Below are 13830 nucleotides of genomic sequence, written 5' to 3'. Positions count from 1 at the left end.
TTCTCCGGGATTCACGGGGCGACGGGGACCGATGAGCACCGATCCATGGTCGTGCCATCCTACCGTGGCGCAGGGCGACGATCACCTGAAGCCTGTGGCAAGATGTGACAATCGAATGACGAGCGTACCGTCATTGCCCTCGCCTACTCGCTGTGATTAAGGATTCGCGTTGACGACGCCCGTCTTCCTCGCCGTGCTGGCCGGCGCCCTGATGCATGCCAGTTGGAATGCGCTGGTCAAGGTCGGACTGGACCGGCTGCTGAGCATCTCGCTGATTCAGGCCGCCTGCGCCGTGATCGCCCTCGCCGGCGTCGCCTTCGTGCCGCTGCCGCGAGCGGAAGCCTGGCCGTGGCTGGCGGTATCGGCGGTTCTGCATATCGGCTACAACATCTTCCTGGCCCGCGCCTACCGGGTCGGCGATCTCGGCCAGATCTACCCGATCGCCAGGGGCTGCGCGCCCCTGCTGGTGACGCTGATCGGTGTCTTCGCGCTCAGCGAGAACCCCTCGTGGATCGGCTATACGGGGATCGCGGTGCTGGTCCTCGGCATCCTGTGCATGGCCTTTCGAGGCGGCAAGGGGCCACGCCTGGAACGCGCCTCGCTGGTCAACGCCCTGACGACCTCCGCCTTCATCGCCGGCTACACCCTGGCCGATGGCAGCGGCGCTCGCGCCAACGGCGACGCGATCGGCTACGTGATCTGGCTGTTCCTGCTCGACGGCTTCGGCATGCTGCTGGCGCTGGTGGCCATGCGCGGCGTTCGAGCGCTACCCGAACTGAGCCGTCACTGGCGGGTCGGTCTGATCGGCGGCGCGCTCTCCCTCGGCGCCTACGGCATCACCATCTGGGCCATGACCCAGGCACCGATCGCGCTGGTCGCGGCCTTGCGCGAGACCAGCGTGCTGTTCGCCATCGCCATCGGCGTGATCTGGCTGAAGGAGCCGTTGCGTCGCGAGCGGCTGCTCGCCGGCGGGCTGATCCTCGGGGGCGTCATCCTGACCCACTGGGGATGAATGTCATCCCCCGCCAGGACTGCTAGGCTTAACCCACTGAATCACCGCTCTGCCAACGCCGTTGCCGAGTTTTCCGGCGCGCATCCGACGCTCATCCAGACGACAGCCTGAGGGCGACAGCAATCGGCAAGGAGCCTATCGTGACTCTCACCGCGCCAACGTACACCACCAATGCCGACGGTCAGCCGCGTCGGGTCGGTGTCGAGATCGAGTTCGCCGGTATCGGCCCCATCCAGGCAGCACGTCTGGTCGAGATGACGTTCGGCGGTCGAGTCGAGCAGCATAGCGCTCATCGCCTCCAGGTCACCGGGACCCCATGGGGCGTCTTCCATGTCGAACTGGACAGCAAGTACGTTCACCCCGACGAGCGCTTGCTCGACCGCGCCCGCGCCGTCGATGGCCAGCCGCCCGGGATCGGCGAGCACCTGCGTGCCAGCCTGCACAGCCGCACCCGCGAATGGCTCGGCGACATGGTGGCGGGTCTGGTGCCGACGGAGATCGTCTGCCCGCCGATTCCCTGGCACGAACTGGAGCGCCTGGACGAGCTGTTCGCGGCGCTGCGCCGGCATGGGGCGGAAGGCACCGATGCCAGCCTGCTGTATGGCTTCGGTCTCCACCTCAACCCGGAAATCCCCTCTCCCGACGTCGAGAGCGTGGTGGCCTACCTGCGCGCCTATCTGATACTCGCCGACTGGCTGCGCGACGAGATCGTCGTGGACGTGACGCGGGACATGCTGCCGCACACCCGGCCGTTCCACAGCGACTACACCCGCCGAATACTGGCACCGGACTACGCCCCCACGCTGCAGACGCTGATCGACGACTACCTGGTCGCCAATCCGACCCGCAACCGGGAGCTGGATCTGCTGCCGCTGTTCGCCTGGCTGATGCCCGACCACCCCAACGCGCTGCTCAGGGAGACGCTGGTCAAACCCCGGCCGACCTATCACTACCGCCTTCCCAATGCCTCGCTCTCCGATCCCGAGTGGGGCGTGAGCATCGAATGGAATCGCTGGGCCGAAGTCGAGCGCCTGGCCGCCGATCCGGACCGGCTGGCGGAGCGCAGCGCCGCCTACCGCGTCCACCTCGCCCAGCCGACCCTGAGCCGCTGGCTGGACTCGCTGCGCCACTGGATGCGCCATTGATGGGCTGGACGCGCGCCCGCTCCGATCGCACGCGGCGAGCCGGGTCTTCCCGGAGCACCCGCCGGCCGCTGATCGGTATCACGACCTCGGATCACAAGAGCTTCCTGGCCTGGTGGTGCGACTGGGTCTCGGTCTGGCGCGCCGGGGGCAGGCCGCTGCGGATTTCGCCCGCCCGCCCGCTGCAACGGCCGGTGGACGGCCTGATCATCGGCGGAGGCGACGATATCGGCGCCCAGCGCTACGGCGGCGAGATGCAACTCGACGTGCGTATCGACCCCGCCCGCGACGAACTCGAACTCGAACTGCTGGCCCGCTATCTACCGGAGCGGATACCGATCCTGGGTATCTGCCGTGGCGCCCAGATCATCAACATCCACTGCGGTGGCAGCCTGATCGAGGACATCCAGACGACCTATCGTCACATCAAGAACCGGCGCATGGTGCTGCCGCGCAAGCGCATCGAGATCGAACCGTTCAGCCAGTTGGCCGACATTCTCAACCGCCGCTACTGCCATGTGAACAGCCTTCACCATCAGGCGGTGGATCGGCCTGGGGAGGGCCTGAAGGTGGTCGCCCATGACCGCGACGAGCTGGTGCAGGCGATCGAGAGCGACCGCCACCCCTTTCTCATCGGCGTGCAGTGGCATCCTGAGTTCCTGCTGTTCAGCCGCTCGCAACAGCGGCTGATCCGGGCGCTGGTGGATGCGGCCCTGGAGAGAAAGTCGGTGACAGTGGAGAATTGATCGTGCTGTAGAAACGTCGGGAGCCGCAGCGAAGTGTCAGCACGGCATGACCGCCAGCCGGCGCCCGGCAGGCGTGCGCAGCAGAAACAGGCCGATGAGGATACCCATGACCGATAGCGCGGCGACATAGATCGCCGGCGACATCGGGTACCAGCGCATCAGCGTGGTGACGATGATCGGTGTGAAGCCGCCGAATACCGCATAGGCAACGTTGTAGGAGAACGACAGCCCGCTGAACCGGACCGCCGCCGGGAACGCCTTGACCGCCACCGCCGGGATGGCGCCGGTGATTCCCACCGCGAAGCCGGCCAGGGCGTAGAGCGGCATCAACTGATCGGGGCGCTGGCCGACGACACTCATCATCAGCCAGTAGCTCGCGCCCAGCAGTGCGCTCCAGCCGATCAGGGTCGCGCCGCTGCCGAAACGGTCGGCGCACCAGCCGGCGACCACGCAGCCTACGATCAGACACAGGATCGCCACCACGTTGGCCAGCGAGGCGTCCAGCCCGGCGTACTGCGCCGCCAGCAGCGGCGGCGTCATCAACATTATCACGACGATGGCCGCGGTCAGGATCCAACTGACAGCCATGGCCAGTAACACACCGCCCAGGTGATCGCGAAGTACCGCCTTGACCGGCAGCTCGGCGGCCAGCGCCCGGCGCTCGCGCATCTCGGCGAAGACCGGGGTCTCGCGCAGCCAGCGACGCAGGTAGACCGCGATCAATCCTAAGCCCCCGCCGATCACGAACGGGATTCGCCACGCCCCCTCGGCCAGCTCGGCGGCCGAGTAGTGCGATTTCATCGCCGCCGACACCAGCGAACCGATCAGGATGCCCGCCGCCAGGCCCGCCGACAGCGTACCGCAGGCAAGCCCGACATGACGACGCTGGACATGCTCGGTGACGAACACCCAGGCGCCGGGCACCTCGCCACCCACGGCCGCCCCCTGGAGCATGCGCAACAGGACCAGCAGCAGCGGCGCCAGATAGCCGATGGCGTGGTAGGTCGGCAGGCAGCCGATCGCCAGCGTCGGCAGTGCCATCAGCAAGATCGACAGCGTGAACATCCGCTTGCGCCCCAGCAGGTCTCCGAAGTGGGCCATCACGATGCCGCCCAGGGGGCGCACCAGATAGCCGGCGGCGAAGATGCCGAAGGTCTGGGTCTGGCGCAGCCACTCCGGCATGTCCGGCGGGAAGAACAGTTGCCCGATCACCGTGGCGAAGTAGACAAAGATGATGAAGTCGTAGAACTCCAGTGCGCCCCCGAGCGCGGAGAGCGACAGCGTCTTGACGTCGCCTCGCGATAGAGGCCGGTTGGCGCTCGCGCCGGTAACATTGTCGGATAACGGTGTATGGGCCACGGTCTCTTCCACGAAAGACGCCACCCGCGGGTGGCGCCGTCTTGACTATCGGTCGACAGGCAGTCGTCACGGCCACCGGGTTTCCGGCCCCAAGGGCCGCCGCCCGGTCAGGCGCGGGACCGCCGCGAAATCAGTTCTGCATCAACGCCAGGCGCTGCCCGCTTGGCGCGCGCAGCAGGAACAGGCCAATCACCACGCCGAGCGTCGCCAGCGCGGCGATATAGTAGGCCGGCGCGGCGGGATGACTTGCCATCAACGTCGACACCACCACCGGGGTAAAACCACCGAAGATCGCGTAGGCGACGTTGTAGGAGAACGACAGGCCCGAGAATCGCACCGCTGCCGGGAATGACTTGACCGCAATGGTGGGTACCACGCCGACGATGCCGACGCCGAACCCGGCCAGGCAGTAGAGCGGCGTCAGTTGATCGGGACGGGTCGGCACCGTATGCATCATCATCCAGTAGCCGACGCCCAGCAGCAGGCTCCAAACGATGATCGTGATCCCGCTGCCGAGGCGATCGCAGCACCAGCCCGAGACCACGCAGCCGATGATCACGCAGACGATGGCCCAGACATTGGCCAGCGAGGCGTCGATGCCGTAGAGCGTCTGCAGCAGGCTCGGCGTCATCAGCACCACCACCACCACCGCGCCGGTGAGAATCCAGGTCACCGCCATCGACAGTACGACGCTGTCCAGATGGCGGCTGAGCACGCGCTTGACCGGCAGACCGTCGGAGAGCGCTTTCTTGGCGCGCATCTCGGCGAACACCGGCGTCTCTTCCAGGTAACGGCGCAGATAGACTGCCAGGAAACCGAAGACGCCACCGATCAGGAATGGCACCCGCCAGCCGTAGGCGTTCATCTCCTCCGGCGTGTAGTACGACTTCAGGAACGCCGAGATCACCGACCCGATCAGGATGCCGGCAACCAGCCCTGAAGCCAGCGTGCCACAGGCCAGACCCACGTCCTTGCGCGAGACGTGCTCGGTCACGAACACCCAGGCGCCGGGGACCTCGCCGCCCACCGCCGCGCCCTGCAGGATACGCATCAGCACCAGCAGCAGTGGCGCCAGGTAGCCGATGGTGTCGTAGGTCGGCAGGCAGCCGATCAGCAGCGTCGGCACCGACATCAGGAAGATCGACAGCGTGAACATCCGCTTGCGGCCCAGCAGGTCACCGAAGTGCGCCATGATGATGCCGCCCAGCGGCCGCGCCAGATAGCCGGCGGCGAAGATGCCGTAGGTCTGGACCATGCGCAGCCACTCCGGCATGTCGGGCGGGAAGAACAGGTGCCCGATCACCGTGGCAAAGTAGACGAAGATGATGAAATCGTAGAACTCCAGCGCGCCACCCAGGGCGGATAGCGACAGGACCTTGATGTCACCGCGTGACAAGGGACGCGACGGAGCCGCATCGTATTGTGGTGCGTTAGCCATGGCCGTGTTCTTTTTCTGAGGCGTTGAAACGTGCAGTTGTCCGGTAGCCAACGTGCGTCACGGATGCTCGACAGAGGATGCCGCCCGGCGCATGAAGGGGCCACGACATTACCAGACTTTGCCAGTTCCGTCAGCGGCACGCCGGGGCGCGAGCCGCACCCCGGCGCAAAAAAAACCGGCCTCGAGGGCCGGTTCTTCCCATCGCCGACGCTCAGCTTTCCAGCTTGGCGTCCAGCGAGATCTTGGCATTCAGCAATTTGGAGATCGGGCACCCTTCCTTGGCCTTCTGGGCGGCGCTGTCGAAGGTCGCCTGATCGGCACCCGGGATCTTGGCCACGGTCTTGAGCTGGACTTCGGTGATGGTGAAGCCGCTGTCGTCCTGCTCCATGATCACGGTCGCGTCGGTCTTGATGCTATCGGGCTCGATGCCCTCCTCGCCCAGCATCATCGACAGCGCCATCGAGAAACAGCTGGCATGGGCGGAGGCGATCAGCTCTTCGGGGTTGGTACCCGGCTGGCCCTCGAAACGGGTATTGAAACCATAGGGATTCTGCTTGAGCGCGCCACTCTCGGTGGACACGACGCCCTTGCCCTTCTTCAGGCTACCCTTCCATTCGGCGGATCCAGATTTCTTGATCGTCATCGTCAGCTCCTTCTGGTTTGATGTGACGTTTCGATGCAATCGACCATCACAGTGGATGGGCGACGATCAGTGTAGACCACATTGCTCGAAGGTCATCCCCGCCGTCTCACCCTTCACCCCTTCAGGGCCGCCAGCGCTGCATCGTAGTCGGGCTCGTTCTTGATCTCGCTGACCAGTTCGGCGTGCACGACCCTGTCCTGCTCGTCCAGCACGATCACCGCGCGGGCGCACAGTCCGGCCATGGCCCCACTCTGCAGCGCGACACCGTAGCTTTCGCGGAACTCGGGATGGCGGAAGCTGGAGAGCGTGACGACGCGATCCAGGCCCTCGGCGCCGCAGAATCGGCTCTGCGCAAACGGCAGGTCCGCCGACACCACCAGTACCACGGTGTTGTCGAGCCCGCTGGCGTACTCGTTGAACTTGCGAGTGGACATTGCGCAGGTCTTGGTATCGACGCTGGGAATGATGTTGAGCACCTTGGATCGGCCGGAGAAGTCCTCCAGCGACACCTCCTCGAGCTCGGCATTGGTCAGGGTAAAGTCGGGGGCTCTGTCGCCAACGGTGGGGAAGTCACCGCCAACCTCGACGGCCACGCCGCCTCGCGTCACGCTCTGCATGATGTCTCTCCGAAGGGAACGATTCAAAGACGGTACGATGGAAAACCGTGAGCGCGATATCGGACGACATCGGCGCCACCGATCAGCATAGCCTATTCGCCGGGCTCACCGGACGATCGGTCCAGCAACTCTCGGGATCTCGCCAGGGCTGGAGAGCCCGGGGCTCGCAACAGCGCCATGTTGCGCTCGGGAATGCCCTCTGGGTCGGCATGGTGCGCGATCGCCTGCTCGAGCTCGGCTTCCCGCAGGATGTGCAGCATCGGCAAGGGGGAACGGTTGGTGGCGTTGGCAGGATCGGTCGCCTCGACGCCCTCAAACACATAGTCCGGGTGGAAACTGGCCAACTGATAGATGCCGACATAGCCCTGATCTTCCAGCAGCCGCTCGGCCAACTCGAGCCAGTCCAGATAGTCGTCGAAGTCACCCATACCCTCAGGCGCGATCAGCAGTGTGGTGGCAATATCAGCGTCCGCATCGAGACGCCGGCACTCGGCCACCAGCTCGTGGAGCAGCCCTTCCAGGTCGCTGGCCTCGGCCACGGCGTAGCGAATGGCGTTCCGACGCATCTCGCGCCCAGCGAAAGGACAGATATCGTGGGCAACGACGAAGGATTCGACCCAGGCCCGGGTCCGATTGAGCGCAGACGGTTCGATGGCGATTCTCCTGAAACCGGTTGACGATGACCGCGAGACATTCACCCGTATCGCGAAGGCGTTAACAGGAAGCCAACGGAGGGGTCACATCAGTCGAGCAACGTTACACGGTTGTCGACAAAGGGGTTTGCGAAACTCGCGAGTGGCGACCAGCATAACAGTAGTGCCTCAACCGACAGGGAGTTTTCCATGCCACGGCAGACACCACGGATCGAATTGCCCGAATGCCGGAACGCCCCATCGGTCGCCTTGCCGGCGATCGGCCAGGGAACCTGGTACATGGGCGAGAATCGGGTGCCGCGCCAGCAGGAGGTGGCGGCGCTGCGCCACGGCCTGGACTTGGGCCTGACGCTGATCGATACGGCGGAGATGTATGGCGACGGCGGTGCCGAGAAGGTCGTCGGCGAGGCGATACGCGATCGTCGCGACGACGCCTTCGTGGTCTCCAAGGTCTACCCCTGGAACGCCGGCCGGGACAGCGCCATCGCCGCCTGCGAAGGCAGCCTCGAGCGACTGGGGATCGAATCGCTCGATCTCTACCTGCTGCACTGGCCCGGCAGTATTCCCCTGGAAGAGACCTTCGAGGCGTTCGAGCGGCTGCGCGATCAGGGCAAGATTCGCCGGTTCGGCGTTTCCAACTTCGATGCTGGCAATCTCAGGGCCATGGAGGCGCTGCCGGCCGCCGGCGACTGCGCGACCAACCAGGTGCTCTACCACCTCGGTTCCCGCGGCATCGAGGTCGACGTGATTCCCTGGATGCAGGATCACCATATCCCGGTCATGGCCTACTGTCCGCTTGCTCAGGGCGGCCGACTGCGCGCCAAGCTGCTCTCCTCCACGGTGGTCAACGAGATCGCCGACAAGCATGGCGCCAGCGCCGCCCAGATCCTGCTGGCCTGGACCATTCGCCCCGTCGGCGGCCACCGCGAGGGGCCAAGATCCGTCGTCGCCATTCCCAAGGCGTCGACCCTGGCCCACGTCGACGCCAATGCTGACGCCTTGAACATCGCCCTCGACGACGACGATCTCACCCGGCTTGATGACGCCTTCCCGGCGCCCCGGGAGCCGGTATCGCTGGATATCGTCTAGCCGCGCGCCGAGGACGCATGCGCCAGGTGCCGCCACTGGCAGGCCGGACGCCGCCGATCAAAGGGAGAGCGCGCAGCGAAAGCCGATGTTGCCCGAGGAGGAGTCCGGCGTGTTGCGGGTACGCGCCGCCACCCTGTAGCGGTTGCAGTAGGAGGCATGACACAGATAGGAGCCGCCGCGCATGACCCGGCTCTGGCCACTTGCCGGCCCGACAGGGTCGGTCGGCACGGGCGTGGGGTGATCGACGCCAAACCAGTCGGCGCACCACTCCCAGACGTTGCCGCTGGCGTTGAAGATACCGTAGCCGTTGGGCGCAAACGCATCGACCGGGCAGGTGCCCATGAAGCCATCTTCACCGGTATTGCATGTCGGGAACTCGCCCTGCCAGATATTGCAGCGGTGCTGCCCGCCGGGCGTCAGCTCATTCCCCCAGGGGTAGCGCTGCTGGTGCAGGCCGCCTCGCGCCATGAACTCCCACTCGGCCTCGCTCGGCAGGCGCTTGCCGGCCCAGCGGCAGTACGCCAGGGCGTCATTGTGCGAGACGTGGACCACCGGATGGTCGCCCCGCCCCGCCAGTGAACTCCCCTGCCCCTCGGGCCGATGCCAGCAGGCGTCCCTGATCGCCAGCCACCAGGGGGTGCCCGGCACGCTGCCCACCACCTGCTCGGGATCGGGCTGGGCGACCAAGCCCTCGAACACGAACGACCAGCCGAAGTGCTCCGCATCCGTGAGATACCCCGTGACCCGCACGAACTCGGCGAAGACGTCGTTGCTGACAGCACAGGCGTCGATCAAGAACGGCGCGAGGCCGACCTCCCTAATGGGCCCCTCGCCATCCTGCGGGAAGCCGTCCGCCTCATCGGTACCCATCAGAAATCGTCCCCCCGGCAGGGAGCACATGCCGCTCGTGTCGACAGCGGATCGACGCGGCACGACAGCGGTTGCCGTGCGCTCCATGGTCCCCTGCGGGCGCGAGGCTGCGCAGCAGGGTGAAGAAGGCCTCGAGGTCATGATGGTTTCCAGGCAGATAGGCTTGCAACGGTACACAGGGTACGCCACGACCGTACAATGGCGTCAGGAAATCCGCCACTGCACATCGACGCGGTGATGGCGTCAAGCGCCGAGACACCCATTCACACTCCATGGAAGGCAGGGACATGAAACGAGTGACCTTGAGCCAAGTCGCCGCCCACGCCGGCGTCTCGCGTGCCACGGCGTCGCTGGTGGTTCGCGGTGAGGGGCGTATCAGCGCCGAGACCCGGGCCCATGTCCAGCAGGTCATGCAGAACCTGGGCTATGTCTATCACCGTGGCGCGGCGGCCCTGCGCGAGCAGCGCAGCGGCGTCGTCGGCCTGCTGGTCACGCAGCTCTCCAACCCCTTTCACGCCGCCATGGCGGTACATTTCGAGCAGACCCTGGCCGAGGCGGGCTATCTGACCATGCTCGCCAATACCTTCGACAGCCCCGAACGCGAGCGCTCCCTGATTCGGTCGATGCGCGAGATGCCGGTCGATGCGCTCGTGCATGTACCGACGTCGGCGGACCGTTGCGAGGACGCAGCGCGGTTGCCGAACGGCTACTGGCCCAACCTGGCACTCACGCGTCGGCCACATGCCGATACCGCCTGGATCGGGCAGAACGACACGCGCGGTGGCGCGCTCGCCGCCGAACACCTGAGTCAGGTCCACGACTGTCGTCGCCTGGTCTATCTGGGGGGGCCGGAAGGCGCCTCGGTACGTTCGGAAAGGATGCAGGGCGTCGAACAGGCCATCGAGGCGGCTGGCGGACACCTGGTGGCCAGCATGACGGGGCATGCCAGTGTCCAGGGCGGCCTACAGCTGGCCGAACGCTGGCTGGATAGCGATATCTCCACCGATGGCGTGATCTGCCACAGCGACATCATCGCCTTCGCCCTGATTGCGGCCTGTCGTCAGCGATACGGCCATATCCCCTGGCCCATCATCGGCTTCGACGGCCTGGAAGAGTCCGCTCTCTATGACCCACCGCTGACCACCGTCACGGTCGGCCCCGAGGAGATGGGAGCGCTGGCCGCCCGGCGCATCCTGGCGCTGCTCGACAAGCGGGAGATACCGCAGGAGCAGCGTCTCGACCCGGTGCTGGTGGTGCGAGCGTCCTGCGGCTGCCACGTTTAAAACGACACGCCAGGCAAAGAACTGACTCCCAGGCTCAGGCGATCATCTCCGCTGTCACTCTGCGATAACCGGCCAGATCGTGAGGGTGCGAGCGAGCTTACTGCGACCGTCACGTTGACAACGATACGCCAGACAAAAGTCTAATTGCGAGATTCCCCATGACTCCATAGCGTGCCAGGTAGATCGATCTACCAACCACTGATTGGAGCGTCTCATGACAGCGCCTGACGGCACACGCCCGGACATCGTTCTGATTCACTGCCACGACCTGGGCCGCTGGCTCTCCTGTTACGGCATGTCCTCCGTACCGAGCCCTTGTCTAGAGCGCTTCGCGCAACACGCGACGGTGTTCGACAACGCCCACGCGGCCGCCCCGCTCTGCTCGCCGGCTCGGGGCGCGCTCTTCACCGGCCTGTCACCGCACCGCAACGGCATCCAGGGCCTGGCGCACGATGCCTGGCGGTATCGCGAAAATGTCCTGACGGCGCCGGAGCACCTGCGCGCGCAGGGCTATCGCTCCACCCTCATCGGGCTACAGCACGAGCACGTCGATCCGGATGTGCTGGGGTACGACGAGGTCGCAGGGGCCGGTTTTCTCCCCCGTGCTCACCAGGTCGTGGACGCGGCCCGAAGCTGGCTCTCCGCCCAGCCACCGCGCGAGGCGCGTGCCCCACTGTTTGCGGCGATCGGAGTGTGGGAGGTGCATCGCCCATGGCCGGAAACCGATTACACCCCGGCGGACCCTGCCACGGTCGAGGTGCCGGCCTTCTTGCCGGACACGCCCGAGACACGCCAGGATATCGCGGCATTCCACGGTTCGATCCAGCAGCTGGATCAGGCCATGGGGCGGCTGTTCGAAGCGCTGGACGCGAGCCTCGATCCCGCCAATACCCTGATCATCTTCACCACCGATCACGGCACGGCATTCCCACGCGCCAAGAGCACCCTGTATGACGCCGGCACCGGGGTCAGTCTGCTGGTGCGCACGCCTGGCGCCTGGGGCGAGGCGCCGGCCCGGGTCGACGGCATCGCCAGCCATGTCGACATCCTGCCTACCCTGCTCGAGGTGGCCGGCGGCCCGGCCAATCCGTCACTGGAAGGGCGCTCGCTGCTGCCCCTGCTCGTGGCCGACGACACCACGGCCGCAGAGGAGCGGATGATCTTCACCGAGAAGACCTATCACGACAATTACGACCCCAAGCGCGCCGTACGCACCCGGGACTTCGCCCTGATCCGCAACTTCACCCCGGGGCCGAAGCTGGCGCTGTCGCTGGATCTGGAGCACAGCTCGACCCGCCAGGGGATGGGTGATGCCCACCTGGAAGCGCGCGACATGATCGAGCTGTACGACCGTCGCACCGACCCCTACGAGCTCAACAATGTGTTCGATCAGCCCGCCTATGCAGAGGTACAGGCCCGGCTTTCGAAGGCCCTGGAGGCGTGGATGAACGATACCCGGGACCCGCTGCTCGAGGGCCCGATAGCGCCCCCCGCACGCCGCACGCGCACCCTGGACGCCCTGCCGCCGCTCGCCGCGAGCGCCAAGCCACCCGCCTCGGGAGCCTCCTCATGAGCGACTCGACGACACTGCCCGGCACCGCCGGGGCACGCTCTCCCCTCGTGATCTTCGGCCTGGGGGCGCTGGCCGAACTGCTCTTTGGCTACGACCTGGGCATCATCGGCGTGGCACTGCTCTCGATCGAACAGGACTTTGCCCTGGATACGATCACCCGGGGGCTGGTGGTCAGCTCCATTCTGTTCGGTGCCACCCTCGGGGTCGGCGTGGCGGGCTGGTTGTCCGACCGTCTCGGGCGCAAGCCGGCGCTGATACTCACCGGCGTGATTTTTGCCCTCAGCGGCGTGGTCGCCGCGCTCGCCCCCAACGTCGAGTCGCTGATCGCGGCGCGCATGATCATGGGGCTGGGCGTGGGCGCCTCGGCAGTGGTGGTCTCGGTCTACTTGGTGGAGGTGGCACCGACCCACTTGCGCGGGCGAGTCGGTGCCATGGGCCAGCTGATGGTGGTCTCGGGCATCCTGCTGGCCTATCTGGTGGGCTACGCCCTGCAGCCCTTCCATGCCTGGCGCTGGATGATCGGTCTCTCCGCCATCCCGGCCATTGCCCTGCTCATCGGGCTGGCCTTCATGCCCGAAACGCCACGCTGGCTGGTCATGCGCGACCGCCTCGAGGCGGCGCGCCGGGCGCTCACGATGCTGGGTCGGGCGTCACACGAGGTCGATACCGAACTCGATGAGCTGGTCAGAGCCCATCGTGCCGGCACCATCAACGGCACCGCCAAGAGTTCGGTGATCAAACAGATGCTGGCGCCCAGGCTACGTTCGGCCTCGCTGGCCGCCGCCGCCGTGGCGATTCTGGTTCAGTTCATCGGCGTCAATTCGATCATCTACTACGCCCCGACGACGCTCTCCCGCGCCGGTTTCGGCGACGCTGCCGCGGTGACCGCCAACCTCGGCATTGGCGTGGTCAATCTGGTATTCACGATCATCGGCGTGCTGATCATGGACCGCTTCTCGCGCAAGCGCCTGATGGGAATGGGCGCCCTCGTCATGCTCTGCACCATGGGGCTGCTGGGGCTCTATGCCGCGCTGCAGCCGGCACCGTCCATGACGGGTGCCTGGATCAACCTGCTGGGCATGATGCTCTTCTTTGCGGCCTTTGCGCTCTCCTGGGGGGTCTGCGTGCGGGTGGTGATTTCGGAGCTTTTCCCCTCGTCGATTCGCGGCACGGCGGCCGGGCTGATTCTGGTGCTCAACTGGCTGGCCAATTTCGTCGTGGGGCAGGCCTTCCCCTCCCTGCTGGATTACAGCGCCTCGCTGAGTTTCTTCCTGTTTGCCGGCGTCGGCGTCCTGGCGTGGCTGTTCGTCACCTTCTATCTGCCGGAAACCGGCAGCGGTCGGAGCCTGGAGGAGATACAGGAGAAGGCGTGATGCCGGGGCCGGTGCAGGGCCGGCCCCTCGAC

At 66.0% G+C, this 13830-nt stretch carries 13 protein-coding genes; 7 read left to right on the top strand and 6 right to left on the bottom strand.

Going from position 1 to position 13830, the window contains the following annotated elements; genetic code table 11:
- Window positions 1-169 precede the first annotated feature (169 nt).
- The 3 genes from DOM56_RS09125 (at window position 170) to DOM56_RS09115 (ending at window position 2900) form a co-directional block, all read left to right on the top strand.
- Complete coding sequence (locus DOM56_RS09125) at window positions 170-1012, top strand: EamA family transporter (protein ID WP_110598324.1); 843 nt, start codon at window positions 170-172, stop codon at window positions 1010-1012.
- Between the two features lie 140 nt (window positions 1013-1152).
- Complete coding sequence (locus DOM56_RS09120; protein WP_110708467.1) at window positions 1153-2157, top strand: amidoligase family protein; 1005 nt, start codon at window positions 1153-1155, stop codon at window positions 2155-2157.
- The gene (locus tag DOM56_RS09115; RefSeq protein ID WP_110708466.1) at window positions 2157-2900 is read left to right on the top strand and encodes a type 1 glutamine amidotransferase; all 744 of its coding nucleotides are present in this window, start codon (window positions 2157-2159) and stop codon (window positions 2898-2900) included. Before DOM56_RS09120 ends, DOM56_RS09115 begins: the two co-directional genes overlap by 1 nt.
- A 36-nt stretch (window positions 2901-2936) precedes the next feature.
- On the opposite strand, the gene DOM56_RS09110 is transcribed toward DOM56_RS09115, so the two are convergent.
- The 5 genes from DOM56_RS09110 to DOM56_RS09090 form a co-directional block, all read right to left on the bottom strand.
- Window positions 2937-4259, bottom strand: coding sequence for an MFS transporter (locus tag DOM56_RS09110; RefSeq protein ID WP_110708655.1), 1323 nt, complete (start codon window positions 4257-4259; stop codon window positions 2937-2939).
- A 130-nt stretch (window positions 4260-4389) separates the two neighbouring features.
- Window positions 4390-5697, bottom strand: a complete 1308-nt coding sequence (locus tag DOM56_RS09105; protein WP_110708465.1) for an MFS transporter — start codon at window positions 5695-5697, stop codon at window positions 4390-4392.
- A gap of 211 nt (window positions 5698-5908) precedes the next feature.
- Window positions 5909-6340 (bottom strand): OsmC family protein, encoded by a 432-nt coding sequence (locus DOM56_RS09100; RefSeq protein WP_110598337.1) that lies wholly within the window; start codon window positions 6338-6340, stop codon window positions 5909-5911.
- A gap of 113 nt (window positions 6341-6453) precedes the next feature.
- The gene (gene tpx, locus DOM56_RS09095; RefSeq protein ID WP_110708464.1) at window positions 6454-6957 is read right to left on the bottom strand and encodes a thiol peroxidase; all 504 of its coding nucleotides are present in this window, start codon (window positions 6955-6957) and stop codon (window positions 6454-6456) included.
- A gap of 92 nt (window positions 6958-7049) precedes the next feature.
- Window positions 7050-7655 carry a DUF1415 domain-containing protein gene (locus tag DOM56_RS09090; protein ID WP_348627104.1) on the bottom strand — a complete coding sequence of 202 codons (606 nt, stop codon included), beginning with the start codon at window positions 7653-7655 and terminating at the stop codon, window positions 7050-7052.
- 144 nt (window positions 7656-7799) lie between these two features.
- On the opposite strand from DOM56_RS09090, the gene DOM56_RS09085 reads away from it, so the two are divergent.
- Complete coding sequence (locus tag DOM56_RS09085) at window positions 7800-8699, top strand: aldo/keto reductase (protein ID WP_110708463.1); 900 nt, start codon at window positions 7800-7802, stop codon at window positions 8697-8699.
- A gap of 57 nt (window positions 8700-8756) precedes the next feature.
- On the opposite strand, the gene DOM56_RS09080 is transcribed toward DOM56_RS09085, so the two are convergent.
- A complete protein-coding gene (locus DOM56_RS09080) occupies window positions 8757-9599 on the bottom strand; it encodes a formylglycine-generating enzyme family protein (protein WP_280951286.1) in 843 nt (280 codons plus the stop codon).
- A gap of 257 nt (window positions 9600-9856) precedes the next feature.
- Between DOM56_RS09080 and DOM56_RS09075 the strand changes: the two genes are divergently transcribed.
- The 3 genes from DOM56_RS09075 to DOM56_RS09065 all read left to right on the top strand — a co-directional run bounded on the left by DOM56_RS09075 (window position 9857) and on the right by DOM56_RS09065 (window position 13798).
- Entirely contained in the window at window positions 9857-10852 is a 996-nt protein-coding gene (locus DOM56_RS09075) for a LacI family DNA-binding transcriptional regulator (RefSeq protein WP_198655731.1), read from the top strand.
- 214 nt (window positions 10853-11066) lie between these two features.
- Entirely contained in the window at window positions 11067-12425 is a 1359-nt protein-coding gene (locus DOM56_RS09070; protein ID WP_110708460.1) for a sulfatase, read from the top strand.
- On the top strand, window positions 12422-13798 hold the full coding sequence (locus tag DOM56_RS09065) for a sugar porter family MFS transporter (RefSeq protein ID WP_110708459.1): 1377 nt from the start codon (window positions 12422-12424) through the stop codon (window positions 13796-13798). Before DOM56_RS09070 ends, DOM56_RS09065 begins: the two co-directional genes overlap by 4 nt.
- Window positions 13799-13830 lie beyond the last annotated feature (32 nt).

Origin of the sequence: Salinicola sp. CR57 (assembly GCF_003206585.1) — a bacterium.
GTDB lineage: Bacteria > Pseudomonadota > Gammaproteobacteria > Pseudomonadales > Halomonadaceae > Salinicola > Salinicola lusitanus.
Note: the sequence above shows the minus strand (reverse complement) of the source record. Positions and strands in the feature narration are given on the sequence as shown.

Bases quoted from the DNA above. Each gene is read 5' to 3' on its own strand.
- DOM56_RS09115 (WP_110708466.1), top strand. From the start codon at position 2,157: ATGGGCTGGACGCGCGCCCGCTCCGATCGCACGCGGCGAGCCGGGTCT.
- DOM56_RS09105 (WP_110708465.1), bottom strand. From the start codon at position 5,697: ATGGCTAACGCACCACAATACGATGCGGCTCCGTCGCGTCCCTTGTCA.
- DOM56_RS09100 (WP_110598337.1), bottom strand. From the start codon at position 6,340: ATGACGATCAAGAAATCTGGATCCGCCGAATGGAAGGGTAGCCTGAAG.
- tpx (WP_110708464.1), bottom strand. From the start codon at position 6,957: ATGCAGAGCGTGACGCGAGGCGGCGTGGCCGTCGAGGTTGGCGGTGAC.
- DOM56_RS09085 (WP_110708463.1), top strand. From the start codon at position 7,800: ATGCCACGGCAGACACCACGGATCGAATTGCCCGAATGCCGGAACGCC.
- DOM56_RS09080 (WP_280951286.1), bottom strand. From the start codon at position 9,599: ATGTGCTCCCTGCCGGGGGGACGATTTCTGATGGGTACCGATGAGGCG.
- DOM56_RS09075 (WP_198655731.1), top strand. From the start codon at position 9,857: ATGAAACGAGTGACCTTGAGCCAAGTCGCCGCCCACGCCGGCGTCTCG.
- DOM56_RS09070 (WP_110708460.1), top strand. From the start codon at position 11,067: ATGACAGCGCCTGACGGCACACGCCCGGACATCGTTCTGATTCACTGC.
- DOM56_RS09065 (WP_110708459.1), top strand. From the start codon at position 12,422: ATGAGCGACTCGACGACACTGCCCGGCACCGCCGGGGCACGCTCTCCC.